At 49.9% G+C, this 15,535-nt stretch carries 12 protein-coding genes, 1 tRNA gene and 1 pseudogene; 4 read left to right on the top strand and 10 right to left on the bottom strand.

Translation table 11 applies throughout. From position 1 onward, the window contains the following. Positions 1-59: 59 nt before the first annotated feature. A complete protein-coding gene (locus KZE55_RS00125) occupies positions 60-1,013 on the top strand; it encodes an aldo/keto reductase (protein ID WP_222258346.1) in 954 nt (317 codons plus the stop codon). 16 nt (positions 1,014-1,029) lie between these two features. Next, the gene (locus tag KZE55_RS00120) at positions 1,030-2,025 is read left to right on the top strand and encodes an aldo/keto reductase (RefSeq protein ID WP_222258345.1); all 996 of its coding nucleotides are present in this window, start codon (positions 1,030-1,032) and stop codon (positions 2,023-2,025) included. Positions 2,026-2,074: 49 nt separating this feature from the next. Here KZE55_RS00120 and KZE55_RS00115 read toward each other — a convergent pair whose 3' ends face one another. Next, on the bottom strand, positions 2,075-3,796 hold the full coding sequence (locus KZE55_RS00115) for an ABC transporter ATP-binding protein (protein ID WP_222258344.1): 1,722 nt from the start codon (positions 3,794-3,796) through the stop codon (positions 2,075-2,077). An 87-nt stretch (positions 3,797-3,883) separates the two neighbouring features. Continuing rightward, positions 3,884-4,318: a MarR family winged helix-turn-helix transcriptional regulator gene (locus tag KZE55_RS00110; RefSeq protein ID WP_222258343.1), complete on the bottom strand. Its 435-nt coding sequence runs from the start codon at positions 4,316-4,318 to the stop codon at positions 3,884-3,886. A 142-nt stretch (positions 4,319-4,460) separates the two neighbouring features. On the opposite strand from KZE55_RS00110, the gene KZE55_RS00105 reads away from it, so the two are divergent. Continuing rightward, positions 4,461-4,533, top strand: a tRNA-Lys gene (locus KZE55_RS00105). A gap of 90 nt (positions 4,534-4,623) precedes the next feature. On the opposite strand, the gene KZE55_RS00100 is transcribed toward KZE55_RS00105, so the two are convergent. Then, positions 4,624-5,499 (bottom strand): PPK2 family polyphosphate kinase, encoded by an 876-nt coding sequence (locus KZE55_RS00100; protein ID WP_222258342.1) that lies wholly within the window; start codon positions 5,497-5,499, stop codon positions 4,624-4,626. A gap of 374 nt (positions 5,500-5,873) precedes the next feature. Between KZE55_RS00100 and KZE55_RS00095 the strand changes: the two genes are divergently transcribed. Then, positions 5,874-7,232 carry an L-cystine transporter gene (locus tag KZE55_RS00095; RefSeq protein ID WP_222258341.1) on the top strand — a complete coding sequence of 453 codons (1,359 nt, stop codon included), beginning with the start codon at positions 5,874-5,876 and terminating at the stop codon, positions 7,230-7,232. A 117-nt stretch (positions 7,233-7,349) separates the two neighbouring features. Here the strand turns inward: KZE55_RS00095 and aldA are convergent, their stop codons facing one another. From aldA to rplI, 7 genes and pseudogenes are all read right to left on the bottom strand, one after another. Beyond that, the gene (aldA, locus tag KZE55_RS00090; protein WP_047769613.1) at positions 7,350-8,801 is read right to left on the bottom strand and encodes an aldehyde dehydrogenase; all 1,452 of its coding nucleotides are present in this window, start codon (positions 8,799-8,801) and stop codon (positions 7,350-7,352) included. 58 nt (positions 8,802-8,859) lie between these two features. Further along, positions 8,860-9,981, bottom strand: coding sequence for an NAD(P)-dependent alcohol dehydrogenase (locus tag KZE55_RS00085; RefSeq protein ID WP_047769611.1), 1,122 nt, complete (start codon positions 9,979-9,981; stop codon positions 8,860-8,862). 201 nt (positions 9,982-10,182) lie between these two features. Further along, positions 10,183-11,874, bottom strand: a complete 1,692-nt coding sequence (locus KZE55_RS00080) for an IS1182 family transposase (RefSeq protein WP_463674774.1) — start codon at positions 11,872-11,874, stop codon at positions 10,183-10,185. 122 nt (positions 11,875-11,996) lie between these two features. Continuing rightward, on the bottom strand, positions 11,997-12,305 hold the full coding sequence (locus KZE55_RS00075; protein WP_222258339.1) for a hypothetical protein: 309 nt from the start codon (positions 12,303-12,305) through the stop codon (positions 11,997-11,999). Positions 12,306-12,317: 12 nt separating this feature from the next. Next, positions 12,318-13,519, bottom strand: a pseudogene (locus KZE55_RS00070) (MDR family MFS transporter). Positions 13,520-13,631: 112 nt separating this feature from the next. Beyond that, a complete protein-coding gene (gene dnaB / locus KZE55_RS00065; protein ID WP_222258338.1) occupies positions 13,632-15,044 on the bottom strand; it encodes a replicative DNA helicase in 1,413 nt (470 codons plus the stop codon). Between the two features lie 33 nt (positions 15,045-15,077). Then, positions 15,078-15,530 (bottom strand): 50S ribosomal protein L9, encoded by a 453-nt coding sequence (gene rplI, locus KZE55_RS00060; RefSeq protein WP_222258337.1) that lies wholly within the window; start codon positions 15,528-15,530, stop codon positions 15,078-15,080. Between the last annotated feature and the right edge of the window lie 5 nt (positions 15,531-15,535).

Genomic DNA, 15,535 nt, shown 5'->3' with positions numbered 1-15,535 from the left:
GGTTAACTATCATGAAAAGTGTAGTTTAACTAGTCAGATTCGAAAGGACGGCTTTTCTTATGAAACAAATTAACCTCGGTGCAACCAGTCTGAAGATCCCGGCAATGGGACTGGGGATCATGCGGATGGAAGCTAAGACCCCGGCCGAAGCGGCCAAGGCGGTCGACACTGCTTTTGATAACGGCATCAACTTCATCGACTCGGCTGATATTTACGGTCAGGGAAAGTCGGAAGAAGTGCTGGGCCAGGCCCTCAAGCTGTCAAATGCTAAACGGACGGACCTTTTCATCCAATCTAAGGTCGGCATCATCGTTGACCCGGCCCGGAGCAACGGTAGCTTTGTCTTCGGCAGCCGCTACGAATTCACCAAGCAGCACATCCTGGAGGCTGTTGATGGGGTCCTGAAGCGGATGGGGACCGACTACTTGGATGGCCTCCTCCTCCACCGGCCAGACCCGCTGATGGACCTGGACGGCATCAAGGAAGCCTTTGACATCCTCCAGGCCAGCGGTAAAGTCCGCTTCTTCGGGGTCTCCAACTTCAACCCCCAACAATTTGCGATGGTCCAGGACAGCATCACCCAACACCTGATGTTTAACCAACTGCAGTTTGGCCTGAAGCACACGGGGATGATCGACTTCGGGATCAATACTAACATTGCTAATGCCGATGGAACCGACCACGACGGCGGCCTCCTCGACTACTGCCGGCACCACCACATCACCATCCAGGCCTGGTCGCCATTCCAGTACGGGAATTTTGAGGGCACCTTCATCGACAACCCGGACTACCCAGAACTGAATAAGAAGCTTGGTGAACTGGCCACCAAGTACGGGGTTGGTAAAAACGCCATCGCTGCCGCCTGGGTCCTCAAGCACCCGGCCCAGATCCAGTTGATCATGGGGACCATGAACCCGGCCCACATCGCCGACAGTGCCAAGGGCGCCGACGTCGACCTGACTAACCAGGAGTGGTACGACCTCTACCTGGCTGCCGGACACCAACTGCCTTAATTGAGGAGGAGTCATAATGTATCAAGCTAACCCCCACCGCTACCAACAGATGACCTATAACCGGGTTGGCAAGAGTGGCCTCAAGCTCTCCGCCATTGGTCTGGGCTTCTGGCACAACTTCGGTAGCGTTGACCCCTACGAAAATCAGAAGGCCATCGTCCACCAGGCGTTTGACCTCGGAATCACTTACTACGATCTCGCCAACAACTACGGCCCGGTCCCCGGCAGTGCGGAGGAAAACTTTGGCCGGATCATGGCCACCGATATGAAGCCCTACAGAGACGAGATGATCATCACCAGTAAGGCCGGCTACGAAATGTGGGACGGCCCATACGGCAACTGGGGATCGCGCAAGAGTATCATCGCCAGTGCCAACCAGAGCCTCAAACGGCTCCAACTGGACTACGTAGACATCTTCTATTCCCACCGGCCAGACCCGGCGACGCCAATTGAAGAGACTGCTGAGGCTCTCGACCAGCTGGTCCGGGAAGGCAAGGCCCTCTACATTGGAATCTCCAACTATGATGGTGCCCAGACCGCCGCGATCACCAAGGTCTTTAAGGACCTCCACACGCCATTTATCATCCACCAGCCCCGCTATAACATGTTTGACCGCCACATCGAGGGTGACTTGTTACCGGTGCTGGAGAAGGAAGGTAAGGGCGCGGTCTGCTTTAGTCCCCTGGCCCAGGGGTTATTAACCAACCGCTACCTCAACGGCATCCCGGCTGACTCAAGGGCTGCCAAGTCGACCAGTCCCTTCCTCCACCCGGATCAGGTTGAGCAAACCATCGATACCGTCCGGCAGTTGAACGAAATCGCCAAGCAGCGGCACCAGACCCTGGCCGAGATGGCTCTGGCCTGGGACCTCCGCCAACCAGTGATGGCATGCGTCCTGGTGGGCGCTAGTCGGCCAAGTCAACTGGTTGACAACGTTAAGGCCCTCAATAACCTCAAATTCACCGCTGACGAGCTGGCCGCCATTGACCAAGTGCTCGCCAGTCAACAATAACCGCATAATAATTAAGGCCACCGCAGGAAAACCGCCGGTGGCCTTATTACTATTTAAATTGATCGTGAACATACTGGGCATAGAGTGGCGTGCTCTCCAGCAATTCCTGGTGGGTGCCGGCGCCCGACACCGTCCCGTGTTCGATAAAGTAAATCTTGTCAGCATCGACAATCGTACTCAGCCGGTGGGCAATCACCAGGGTGGTCCGCCCCTGCATCAAGTCGCCAAGGGCTTTTTGAACCATTGCCTCGGATTCAGCATCCAGGCTGGCCGTGGCCTCGTCGAGCATTAAGATCTTGGGGTCACGGAGGAAGGCCCGGGCAATCGCAATTCGCTGCCGCTGGCCCCCGGAAAGCTTGATTCCCCGCTCCCCAATTTCTGTTTCCAGCTGGTCGGCCATTTGAGAGACAAAGCCATCGGCGTACGCCATCTTGAGGGCCCACCAGAGTTCATCATCACTCACCGACCGGCGGAGTCCGTATGTCAGGTTATCCCGGATGGTGCCCGGCATTACCGCGGCATCCTGGCTGACCAGACCGATTTGTTCCCGCCACTTGGCCAAGTCGAACTGATCAATGTCTTCATCGCCCAGCAGGACCTTACCGGCAGTCGGCTGGTAGAAACGTTCAATCAGGGAGAAGATGGTCGTTTTCCCACCACCAGACGGGCCCGCAAAGGCGATCACCGCGTTGGGTTTCGTCGCAAAACTGATGTCCTTGAGAATCGGCTTACCGGGCTCGTAGGCAAAGTCAACGTGGTCAAACTTCAGTGGCTTTGCCGCGATTTCCTGTTCGGTCTTGTCGCTAACAAATTCCTCGGGTTCGGCCAGCATCTGCTGGATTCGTTCGGTGGCCCCACTTGTCTTGGCCATGTCGGTAAAGAGCTGGCTGACGATGATTACCGGACTGAAAATCTGGAACAGGTACATCAGAAACGATACCAGTGCCCCCATGGTAATCTGGTTGTTCATTACCCGAATGGCCCCATAACCGAGGACCAAAAGGAACATTACCATCATCATCATGTTAGTAACCGGCAAGGTGACGGAATTGACGATGGCTTCCTTGGCCCCAATCCTGTAGAGGTTGCGAATGCGCTGGTTTCCCCGGGTAAGCTCGTGCTGCTCACCATTTGAGGACTTGACCAATCGCACCTCTCCGAGCACGTCGGTGGAGTCGCTGGCGAACTTAGCCAGCTCATCCTGGCGGATCCGACCGATTCGGCGGGACCAATTCATAATTGGCATCATCACCAGGATAATCAGCGGGACGGTGACGAACATCAGGATGGTCATCCTCCAGTCCATCGCCAGCATGATGACCAGGGCGCCGACAAACTGGAGGATTGAGGTCATCGCGTTGGGGAAGGTCGACGCAAGGAGTTCCTTCACCTGTGAGGTATCGTTGACCAGCCGGGAGCTGATTTCCCCGGTCTTGACATTGTCAAAGTACTTTACCGGCATCTTAAGCAGCTTCTGCCACAACTGTTTCCGCAGCTTGGCCACTACGTTCTCACCAAAGATCCCGAGCAGGACTCCTGAAACGGCACTGGTAATCAGTCCAGCAATAAAGATAACCACCGTTAAGATTGCCAAAGTTGGGCTAATACTACGGAAATTATTGATCAGCCGCTGGGCCAGTTGCGGCACAAACAGGTTGGCCGCTGTCGAAATAAAGCCCAGCAGGACCCCGACCACGAGCCGCCCGTATTTCGGGTGGAGGTGGTTGATCAGTCCAAAGAACTCACGAAAATTGAACTTTTTCCTTGGCATTTTGTAAGCCTCCTAACAATTAAGTATCTAACTGTTTTAAACGACTTACATTAAAACACATAGGCATCTAACTGTCAACAAGATAATTTACTTTTCTAGGTCCCGGTTAATTTTCTTCATCGCCGTCACCATTGCGTCGATATCTTCTTCTCGCAGATGATCCACAATCTGTGAGTAGGCCTGGTCAAAGACCGTCTTGATTTTCGCCGTTTTGGCGACGCCGGCATCTGTCAAGAAAATCCGCTTGATGCGGGCTGATTCCTGGTCGTTTTTCCGGACAATATAACCGGCCCGTTCAAGATTCTTCAACATGCTGGTGACGCTGGCGTTGCGGAGGTGGAAATAGTCACCGATTTCCCGTTGAATCAGGCCAGGCTTTTTTTGGATGTACAAGAGGGTCCGGGCCTGTTGCGGTGTTAGGTCTAGTTGTGGCGAAAGGCTAATGTAGAAGTGTTGCATGTTAATCATGTAGGTCCGCAACAGGCGGTTCATCAGCTCAAAACGCTCTTTTTTGCTGGTCATAAAATTACCCCTTACTTTAGAATTTATCCTTACTATTAGCTTATAACAGTTAGATGCCTAAGTAAAATACGAAATAATTTTAAAAAGGCCTTGCAAAAAAGGGGAAAAGTTGATATTATAATTTGTGTTGTCAATATGACATGGGCAGTTAGCTCAGCTGGCAGAGCAACGGACTCTTAATCCGTGGGTCCAGGGTTCGATCCCCTGACTGCCCATCACTAAGCACTCGTTTCGGCGGGTGCTTTTTTTGTCACCAAAAAAGGTGCCAGTCCTCGGCAAGGCCGAATACTAGCACCATATCACTATTATTTTTCATCCAACAAGCGCTGCCGGGCTTCCTTGAGCTCCGCTGCCTCCTGTTCGTTCAGTTCTGGGTACGAGAGGGGCAACTTTTCAATCCGCTTGGTGATAATGTCTGAAACAATCAGGCGGGAATACCACTTGTCGTCCGCCGGGATAACGTACCATGGGTTCTCCTTCGTGGCGGTGGCGTTAATTGCCTTCTCGTAGGCCGCCTGGTACTGGTCCCAGTACTGGCGTTCCCGAATATCCGCCGCCGAGAACTTCCAGTTCTTTTCCGGCCGGTCAATCCGGGACAAGAACCGCTTCTTCTGTTCATCCTTAGAAACGTGCAGGAAGAATTTCAAAACAACATAGCCGTTACGGGTCAGGTACTTCTCGTACTCACGGATATCCTGGTAGCGTTTCTCAAAGAAGTGGTCATCCACGTCCTTTAAGGAGTAAATGCCAGGGAGGTTGCTATTCAGGATAATTTCAGGGTGGACCCGGGACACTAAGACATCCTCGTAGTAAGACCGGTTGAAGACCCCGATGTCCCCACGAAGGGGCAGCTCCCGGGTAATCCGCCAGAGGTAGTCATGGCGCAGTTCCTTAGAAGTGGGCTGCTTAAAGTTGGCGACCTTAAAGCCAACCGGGTTAACTCCCGAGAAAATGTGGGCAATCATACTGTCCTTCCCCGCGGCATCCATCGCTTGGAAAACGACCAGGACGCTGTAGTGCCGCCGGGCGTACATCTTCTTTTGGGCCTCCCGGATCCGCTTCAGATTCTTCTTAACCTGCTTCTTGATCTTCTTCAGCTCATCACTTGAGTCCGTAACAAAGGTCGGCGCCTTCTTAATCTTAAAATCATTACTGGTATACCGATACTGTTTTGTGTCCATCGCAATTCCTCCTTTTCCGTCTTCCTCAATCATATACCAAATAGCCGTCACCCGGGTAATTATATTTTTTTGTTGACAAAAAGTAACTAACTCGGTATAGTATAACCAAGTTTAGAAACGAAGGGAGTAATCATTATGACTAACGCAATTTTTGCCAAGGCTGCTACTTGTTGTGCATGTTGTGCGAACGCCAACATGCTATTTGCGTTACCCTATGATTACTCAGCGGGAAGACGGCAAAGTTAACAACAAGTAGCTTTTCCGTTTTAAATATTTTCCAAGTAAGAGTTCTCAGAGTGCGCGCACTGGGAAATCTTTTTTTGTTGCTAAACGAATTGCGGAATTATGTAAATTAAAGAAAGAGAGCATTAAAAATGCAAGCACTACTTATTATCATCATCGCCGCCGCCATTATGGCCGGCATGATTTACCTCCACCGTCGCCACTGGGGCTTTAACAAGCTCGTCTTCTTGGCCCTGGTCTTGGGAATCATCGGTGGCGCGGCCATTCAACTAATCTATGGTCCCACCAGTAAAACCGCCACGACGGCCATCGATTGGATCAACATCGTCGGCAACGGCTACATTGCCCTGCTACAAATGCTGGTGATCCCCCTGGTCTTCGTTTCCCTCGTGGGCGCCTTCACTAAGCTAAAGAAGCAAACGAACCTGAAGAAGATGACCACCAATGTCTTGGGAATCCTCCTTTCCACCACCGCCGTGGCCTCCTTCATCGGGATCATGAGTGTCCTGGCCTTCAACCTCCAGGGAGCTAGTTTCATCAAGGGGATGGCGGCCAACTCGACGGCCATTGACGCCATTAAGACCCACCAGGCAACATTAAAGGGTTTGACCCTTCCCCAACAGATCACCAACCTTTTACCCACCAACATCTTCGCTGACTTTGCCGGCACCCGGTCTTCCAGTACCATTGCCGTCGTAATCTTCTCCCTGATGGTCGGGGTGGCCTTCCTGTGGCTCCGCGATAACCAGCCGGATGAGGCCCGGATCTTTGCCAAGGGAATCGCCGCCCTGCAGGCAATCGTCAGCCGCCTGGTAAAGATGGTCCTTGAGTTAACCCCATACGGTATTTTCGCCCTGATGGTCAAGGCCACCGCAACCAGTAGTTTTGCCTCCATCGCCAAGCTGGGCACCTTCATCGTCGCTGCCTACGTGGCCATTGCCGTAATGTTTATCGTCCACACCATCATCCTGCTGGTCAACCGCATCAACCCGGTTGCCTACTACAAGAAGGCTTGGCCCGCCCTCATCTTTGCCTTTACGTCACGGACCAGTGCCGGTACCCTGCCGTTAAACGTCAAGATTCAACGGGACTCGCTGGGGGTTAGTTCCTCCGTTGCTAACTTTGCCGCCAGCTTTGGGCTGACAATTGGTCAGAACGGCTGTGCTGGGATTTACCCATCAATGGTTGCCGCAATCATCGCTCCAACCGCCGGAATCAACGTCTTCTCCTGGCAGTTTATCCTGACCTTGATTGCCATTGACGTCATCGCTTCCTTTGGGGTTGCCGGTGTCGGTGGTGGGGCCACCTTTACGACCCTGATGGTCCTCGGGACGTTGAACCTGCCCGTTGCCATCATGGGGGTCCTAATTGCCATTGACCCAATCATCGATATGGCCCGGACCGCCCTGAACGTTAATGATTCCATCCTGGCCGGGGTCGCAACCGCCAAGAACATGGGCGAATTAGACCACGACAAGCTGGGTGACTAGTCCAAGGTTGTGGCTAATGAACTATAATTTCCCAGGAAATATTTCACCCAAAAAAGGGGCACGACTGATTGTCGTGCCCCTTTTTCAGGAGATACTTAGTTTATAAAAGGAGAAGTATTAAATGTTTTCTGGGTGACGTTGGATGTAAACAACCTTCGTGTCAGTGCATTCAAGGATACCGTGCATACCATCAGAACCACCGATACCAGATTCCTTAACACCAGCGTGGTAACCTTGCATAGCTTCGAAGTAGTTCCGGTTGACGTAGGTTTCACCGGCTTGAATTTCGTTAACAGCGTAGGCTGCCCGGTCAAGGCTCTTGGTGAAGATACCAGAGGTCAGGCCCATCGTGCTGTCGTTGCACATGTCAACGGCTTCTTCAAGGGTCTTGAAGGTCATAACTGGCAGAACTGGGCCGAAGATTTCGTCTTGGATAGCGGAACCATCCTGCTTGACATTGGTCAAGATAGTTGGTTCGTAGAAGAAGCCCTTGCCGTCAACTGGCTTACCACCGGTAACAACCTTGGCACCTTCCTTAACAGCTTGCTTTACCTGGCTGTCAACCTTTTCAAGGGCGGCCTTGTTGATCAGTGGACCCATGCCAATCTTAGGGTTCTTAACCGTGTCACCAACAGTAATCTTCTTAACAGCAGCAGTCAGCTTTTCCATGAATTCGTCAGCAACGTTTTCTTGAACGTATACCCGTTGAACGTTGTTGCAAAGTTCACCGTTGTTGTCGAACCGTGAGTTGATGATGTCGTTAACGGCTTCGTCTAAGTCAGCATCGTCACAAACAACAGCTGGAGCGTTCCCACCTAATTCAAGGGAAACTTCACCAACGTGGTCAGCTGCGGCAGCCATGATCCGCTTACCAGCGCCAACAGAACCAGTCAAGCTGGCCATGCCGATCTTAGGGTTCTTGGAAAGTTCGTTCCCAACAACTGAACCTGGTCCAGTAACAAAGTTTACAACCCCGGCTGGGATACCAACCTTGTCACAGAGCTTAGCAAATTCAAGGGCACCAATTGGGGTGTCAGAACTTGGCTTCAATACGATGGTGTTACCAGTTACCAAAGCTGGAGCCATCTTCCGGGCAATCAGGAAGAATGGGAAGTTCCAAGGCAGGATTCCAGCGATGACACCAATTGGCATCCGCTTCAGCAAAATTGTCTCATCCTTGTTGTCGGATTGGATAACTTCACCCTTGTAAGTCCGACCAGCTGCTGCCATGTAGTCAAAGTAGTCGGCGGTGAAGTTTACTTCAGTTTCAGCAAGTGAACGAATCTTACCTTGTTCAACTTGCAGATTCTTGATCCATGGTTCTGGGTCCTTCCGAATTTCTTCGGCCAGCTTGTGGAGGTAGGTTCCACGGGTTGGTGCAGGTACCCGGTGCCAAGTCTTTTCAGCTTCCGTAGCGGCGTCAATTGCTTCACGGGTTTCTTCAACCGTAGCACTAGGAACGGTCCCTAAAACAGATTCATCGTTTGGGCTGATTACAGTAATCTTCTTGCCTGAATCTGTGTCAACAAATTTACCATTAATGTACATCTTGTAGTGTGGTGTAGCCATTTTATTGCTTCCTTTCAAGCGTACTATCTAATGCCTTAAACCAACTTTACTAGGTAAATTATTTGCCTGGCTTGTAGTCCTTGTCGATGATCAGAACTGGCTTGATGGTCTTGCCAGATACAGAGTCAGCGTTGGCTTCGTTGATTTGATCGAAGTCGTAGAACTTTTCGGTCTTGTCGAAGTCGAACATGCCGAGCTTGTAGAATTCAATCAGACGTGGAATGTCAACTTGTGGAATTGAGTCACCCATGTTAACACCAACGATTGTCCGGTCAGCTGGGCAAAGGTCGTTCCAAGTGTTAACGTCGATGTGTTGAGCAGTAACGGCAATGGCAGCCAGAACACCACCTTGTGCTAAGGCTTGGATAGCGTCTTGCATAACCTTAGTAACACCAGTGGTATCAACAATGTAGTCAACACCCTTGCCATCGGTCAGCTTTTGGATAGCCTTAACCATGTCTTCGTCGTTAGTGTTGATAGCGTCAGTAGCACCCAATTCCTTGGCGAGGTTCAGCCGTTCTGGAACACGGTCAATTGCGATAACCTTCGTGCAGCCAGAAATCTTACCAGCCATCATAGCAGCCAAACCAACGGCACCAGTACCAGTTACGGCAATGGTGGAACCTGGTTCAGGCTTCAATGTGTTGAAGACGGTCCCAGAACCAGTTACGTAACCACAGCCCAGAGGTCCAAGCTTCCGCAGGTCAAGGTCCTTAGGTACCTTAACAGCGTTCCGCTCACGAACAACAGTGGTGGTAGTGAATGATGATTGGTCAAACATGTCATCAACTTGGTGGCCATCTTCAGTAAAGTGGGCACTGCCGTCAGGACGAACACCTGACAGGTTGTTAGCAGCGTAGTTCAAGCACTTCGTTGGCTTACCCTTCAAACAGTTGATACAGTTACCACAGCCATAGAATGACAGGATAACGTGATCGCCAGGCTTGAAGTCCTTAACTTCAGGACCAACCTTTTCAACAATCCCGGAACCTTCGTGTCCTAAGATAATTGGGTAACCAATTTCGGCATCACCCTTACGAAGGGCTTCATCGGAGTGGCAAATACCAGTTGCGACCATGTGAATTTGCAGGTCGTCAGCTTGCATATCAGCCAATTCAACGTCGTCACGAATATCAAACTTTGCACCTTTCTTATCTACAACAGCAGCTTTGATTTTCATAACAATACATCTCCTTAGATATATCCAATCGCTTTACAATGTTTACACTATCACAAAGTTTGATAATTTTTAGTTTTTTTTAAAATGAGAGTTTTATTATTTATTGTTACACGCCTACTTAGAGTATGTATTAGGGTTGTCTAAGCTTGTGAAACTTTTTACTTGTCGGATGAAAAGGTTTTCATACGATTGTCGGAAAAGTTATAAATATAAGACAGAAAAAGGGGTTGTGACAAAAAGCCTCTGAATCAGAAGCTCCATTCGGAATTTAACAAAAATTCTGAATGGAGCTTTTTGATTATCTGAATATTTTGAGAAAATGAGCGGCCTTCCGGCCATTTTCTTCATGTTTAATGCCATTAAAGCAATCCCAATTTGTCTTTTGGCTTTCTTAAGACCACGTACTGTGAATCTTTTAAAACCCAAATAAGCCTTCAAGTTACCAAAAACAGTCTCTACATCGTACTTACGACGGGAGTAAGTGTTGGAATTTGAAAGCGACTCGCGAGCTTTCGACTTAAAATATTCCCACTGTGGGTTCACCATAAGGTACTTAGTGTTCCCATGTGGTGTTAATGCCTGAGAAATAATTTGATGATTCTCATCATACTTCTCTGCTTGATATACTTTGAAATCACGACGGAATTTGTATTTATCATTTCGGTATGCGTATCGTTTAAAGTTGAATCGGACGCCCTGTGGGTTTACATAAAAGTCATCAGCCTCATGATATTCCCAGTTCATTACTTTTCGATCATCAGAACGCCACTTACGGCTATTCTCTTTAATCATGGTGCTGTAAGGAATTAAAGCTGTACAATCAGATAGCTCATCTTCGATATACTTATAATTGCGTTCTGATCCGTAACCAGCATCGGCAACAATTTCTCGCCCCAAAACTTCGTTCTGGGCGAGATGAGATAAGAATGGGATTAATGTTCTAGTATCGGTTGGGTTCTGCATGAGTTCATAACCCAGCACGTACTGTGAGCTAGTCATAATTTGAAGATTATACGCTGGCTTTGTTTGACCATTACGCATCGGATCTTCCTTTAAACGCATAAAAGTAGCGTCATAATCGGTTTTGGAATAGCTATTACGTTGGCCAGCAATCTGCGATTGGGCTTGGTATTCAAGATGCTTTTGACGACAATGGTCTAAAGCATGGAGATACTTTTTGGCATGACGTCGTTCCTGCTTGGCCGGATTGGGCGAAACCTTTGCGGTTTCGGCCACCCGTTGGTTTAACTCTTCAATCCGTTGTTCAAGTAAGGCAATAATCGTATCAAGTTGATCAATGTCAAAGCTATCTTCATCAACATCAATCTTAACTTCTGCTTGCTTAATTTCACGAATTAGTTTTTGAGCCTTTTCAACGTTTAATTTGCGATACTTAATGGTGTGTTTCTTCCAAACAAAGGAATACTTATTTGCGTTAGCTAAAATCTTAGTGCCATCAATGAATGAAGCCTCATCGATCATTCCCTGAGCCTTTAAATAGTCATGAAATTCCTTGAAACTACTCTGAATCATATCTTCCAATTCTTGGGAGACAATGAAGCGAGCAATGGTGCGGTAGGTTGGGCGCTGTTCTTGAGTCAACCACATCGCAACAATGTTTTCACGAGCAAAGCGTTCAATTTTCCTAGAGGAAATGATACCATAGCTGTAAGCCAGTAAAACTAACTTTAACAGCATTCGTGGATCATACTCTCTTGGTCGACCCATAATATTGGGTCGCCGCAGCGCTAAGCTTTCAACCAGCCGATTAATATAACGTGCTGGATGATTTAACTCAGGTTCATAAGCAGTAGGTATGTTCAAACTAAGTTGATTCATGTTATAATCAGGTTCCAATGTTTTTGTATCCTTTCGAGGGTATTTTGGAGGCATCGACGGTCAAGTCGATGTCTTTTCTTTTACTAATATTTTAAAGGAAAATGGAGTTAAATGAAATCCGAAAATTTCATCTAACTCCATTAATTATTTGGGACTTATGTCACAGCCCCTTTATCTTATTTTAAATCCTGTTCACTGGGCCTTTGGTGAGCATGCCGAAGTTTTCCAATTTGGTGCTCACGCCCATCATTGACGGTAAACTCATCAACCGCCCCACAGTGGGCACAGCGGACCACAATCTGGTATTGCTGGGAGTCATCATTATTGGTGGCGACCCAGTTCCGTTCCGCAATTACCAGTGGTCCCTGTTGGCACTTGTAACATGGCAGGACCAGTTGCCGGTTCTCGCGAAAACAATCCCCGGTTTTCCCGACCAGGCCGAAGCGGTCCTCGCCGTGAACATTATCGAAGCTGTTATAAAACACCACGATCACTTCCTAGAATTCTTTAGTTGCCTGCCGTTTCAACTTGGCAACCAGGAGGATGATTACCTCAATAGCCAGGATTGACGCCGCACAGATCACGAAGAGGACGTGGTAGGAAGCCGCACCGATTACCAGGCCACCAAAGAGGGGCCCGAATGCCTTCCCAAGTGAGGAGTAGGCATTCAAGATTCCCTGATACTTCCCCTTCACCGCGACGGGCGAAAGGCTGTTCACAATCGCCGGTATCGTCGGGATGGCCGTGGCCTCCCCAATCGTCAGGACCACCATCGCTAAAATGAACCAGCCGTAGGTCTTGGCAACCAAAAGGAGGACAAAGGACAAAGCGATGGTGAACGTCCCAATGTAAACCAACATGTAGGGGTTGTTGTACCAGCGGTTAATCCAGGAGAGGGCTAGTTGGGCCAGGACAATCAGGATTCCGTTAATTGTCCACAGGAGGCTGTACTTGGTCATCGAGATCCCCGTTCGGTCATGAAGACGGAGAGGTTACTGGACCACTGCTCGTACATCATCCAGATTACGCAGAGGCTAATGAAGAAGGTCCAGCAGACCCACAGGTTGGCCTTGGGCATCTTGGCCGCCCGTTGGTCCCCCGTAATATCGACCGTCGGCGTCTTCCCACTAGCCTTATCGTCCCCATCTTTAAAGTGGACAAAGACAATCAGGATGAAGATGAGGTAGAGGACAGTGGTAATCGTAAAGAGGGGCGCAATATTACCATGCGCGTACTGGTAGAGAGGGCCGACAATCGTGGTCCCAATCACCATCCCCAAGTTATTAGCAAAGTAAAGCATGTTGAAGACGTAGCGTCCATCCTGGCCCGTCCGGGTGGCGTAGGAGTTGATCATCGTCATGATCCAGCCGTTGAAAAAGCCAATGGCGGTCAACAGAAAGGCGTAAATTGGCCAGCCGTTGAAGAAGATCATCAACGCAATCACAATGGTGGCCACGATGGAACCGTTGAGCAACAGGTGGCGGGGGTTATAGCGGTCAAATAAGAACCCGCTGATGTAGCTGCCGACCACGTTTGCCCCCGAGTAGAAGAGCAGGATAATCCCGGAAACGGTCAGCGACTCGTGCAATTGTTCATGTATGTAGATAGTGGTAAGGGGCCAGACAAAACTGTTTCCGATACTACTGATGAAGATTCCAACCAGCAGCCACTTCAGTTGAACCCCGTTTTCTTTTTGCATCCGTGACATCTCCTCCCGATTGCAAAGAAAAGGCTGGAAAAAAACACCTTTTTCTCTAGCCTTACTTTCTCCGTATATTCATGTCCCGCCACCAGGGCTAGACAAATAGTTATTACTGGTGGTCTTCTGGAACGTAGGCCACCGACGCAAACTTGTTGTACGACTTGGCAAACAGCAGCTTGACCGTTCCCCGCGGACCAGACCGGTTCTTTTCGATAATGACTTCGACTTCACTGACGTTGGCGGCATCATCGTCGTCCTGTTGGCCAGGGCCACCCCCCTGGTCCTCATCATCGTCTTCGTCGTGCTCGTAATAATCGTCCCGGTAAAGGAAACTAACGATATCGGCATCCTGTTCGATTGACCCAGATTCCCGGATATCGGAGAGGACCGGCCGCTTATCTTGCCGTTGTTCCACTCCCCGTGACAGCTGAGAAAGGGCAATTACCGGGACCTCCAGTTCCTTGGCCAGCTTCTTGAGCTGCCGCGAAATTTCTGAAACTTCCTGTTGCCGATTGTCGGGGTTGCTCCCTTCAATTAGCTGGAGGTAGTCGATTACGATCAGGCCCAGGTTACCTTGTTCCTTAGCCAGCCGCCGGCAACGGGCCCGGATTTCGGCCACCTTGATCCCCGGTGTATCATCGATGAAGATTTGGGCATTCGACAGGGTCCCCATGGCCATGTACATGCTTTCCCACTCTTCGGGCGTCAACTGCCCGGTTCGCAGGTGGTTCGCATTGATGTTACCTTCCGCACACAGCATCCGGTTGACCAGGGACTCAGCCCCCATTTCCAGGCTAAAGATGGCTACCGAGGTCCGTTTGCCATCATCGTCTGTCCGGGTGGCCACGTTCTGGGCGATGTTTAGAGCAAAGGCCGTCTTCCCCACCGCAGGCCGGGCTGCGATGATAACCAGTTCGTCCTTATGGAGTCCCGTGGTCATTTCATCCAGCTGCTTGTAGCCGGTCTTGAGCCCCGTCACGTCGGTCTTTTGCTGGGAGAGCTCATCGATGTGGTTTAAGGACTCATCAAGGACCGTGTTGATTTTCTTAAAGTCCGACTGGTTATTGCCTTCTGAGACCCGCATGATGTCTTGTTCGGCGGAGTCCAGCAGGTCTTCGATTCGTTCATCGTCGGCGTAACCCTTGTTGATGATCTTTGTAGCGGTGTTGATCAACCGCCGCCGGGTCGCCTTATCATGGACAATCTTGGCATAGTAGCTGACGTCCCTAGCGGAGGGGACAGAGGAGGCCAGTTCCGCAATGTAGGCCGGGCCACCAACGTTTTCCGTCTGGTTATCCTTAGCCAAGGCACTGTTCATCATGATCGGGTCGATCGGCTGGTCATCCTCATAGAGGTCAACCATTTTTCCAAAGATCAACTGATGGGCACGCTTGTAGAAGTCATGCGGTTCCAAGTATTCCATTGCATCCGCCAGCGCGTTTTTACTTAAAAAAGCAGCTCCAAGAACTGCTTTTTCTGCTTCAATATCGCGCGGTTCTTCTTGCATTGGTGCATTATCCATGGCGATACCTCTTTTGTCTTAACAATTTACCAACTACTTTTCGGCAATGTGAACCCGAATTTCAGCAGTTACTTCTGGGTGCAGCTTGATTGGCACGTTAACGTAACCAAGGGCCTTGATTGGGGCGGCCAGTTCAATCTTCCGCTTGTCAATCTTGACCTTGTACTGCTTTTCGAGGGCCGTGGCAATTTGCTTAGTGGAAATCGAGCCAAACATCCGGCCATCAGTACCGGCCTTCCCGCTCAGTTCAACAACCGTCTTGTCGTTTTCCAAGACCTTCTTGACCTTCTTAGCTTCGGCCAATTCTTCAGCGGCATGCTTTTCTTCGGCCCGCTTTTGGCCCGCCAACTGGCTCATTGCCGCCTTGGTAGCCTGCTTAGCCAGGCCCCGCTTAATCAGGTAGTTTTGGGCGTAGCCGTCTGGAACTTCCTTGACTTGGCCCCGCTTACCGCGTCCACGAACATCTTGTGTAAAAATAACCTTCATGTCTG

The sequence above is a fragment of the Limosilactobacillus panis genome (assembly GCF_019797825.1).
Lineage (GTDB): Bacteria > Bacillota > Bacilli > Lactobacillales > Lactobacillaceae > Limosilactobacillus > Limosilactobacillus panis_A.
Note: the sequence above shows the minus strand (reverse complement) of the source record. Positions and strands in the feature narration are given on the sequence as shown.

Bases quoted from the DNA above. Each gene is read 5' to 3' on its own strand.
- KZE55_RS00125 (WP_222258346.1), top strand. From the start codon at position 60: ATGAAACAAATTAACCTCGGTGCAACCAGTCTGAAGATCCCGGCAATG.
- KZE55_RS00120 (WP_222258345.1), top strand. From the start codon at position 1,030: ATGTATCAAGCTAACCCCCACCGCTACCAACAGATGACCTATAACCGG.
- KZE55_RS00115 (WP_222258344.1), bottom strand. From the start codon at position 3,796: ATGCCAAGGAAAAAGTTCAATTTTCGTGAGTTCTTTGGACTGATCAAC.
- KZE55_RS00110 (WP_222258343.1), bottom strand. From the start codon at position 4,318: ATGACCAGCAAAAAAGAGCGTTTTGAGCTGATGAACCGCCTGTTGCGG.
- KZE55_RS00100 (WP_222258342.1), bottom strand. From the start codon at position 5,499: ATGGACACAAAACAGTATCGGTATACCAGTAATGATTTTAAGATTAAG.
- KZE55_RS00095 (WP_222258341.1), top strand. From the start codon at position 5,874: ATGCAAGCACTACTTATTATCATCATCGCCGCCGCCATTATGGCCGGC.
- aldA (WP_047769613.1), bottom strand. From the start codon at position 8,801: ATGGCTACACCACACTACAAGATGTACATTAATGGTAAATTTGTTGAC.
- KZE55_RS00085 (WP_047769611.1), bottom strand. From the start codon at position 9,981: ATGAAAATCAAAGCTGCTGTTGTAGATAAGAAAGGTGCAAAGTTTGAT.
- KZE55_RS00080 (WP_463674774.1), bottom strand. From the start codon at position 11,874: ATGCCTCCAAAATACCCTCGAAAGGATACAAAAACATTGGAACCTGAT.
- dnaB (WP_222258338.1), bottom strand. From the start codon at position 15,044: ATGGATAATGCACCAATGCAAGAAGAACCGCGCGATATTGAAGCAGAA.
- rplI (WP_222258337.1), bottom strand. From the start codon at position 15,530: ATGAAGGTTATTTTTACACAAGATGTTCGTGGACGCGGTAAGCGGGGC.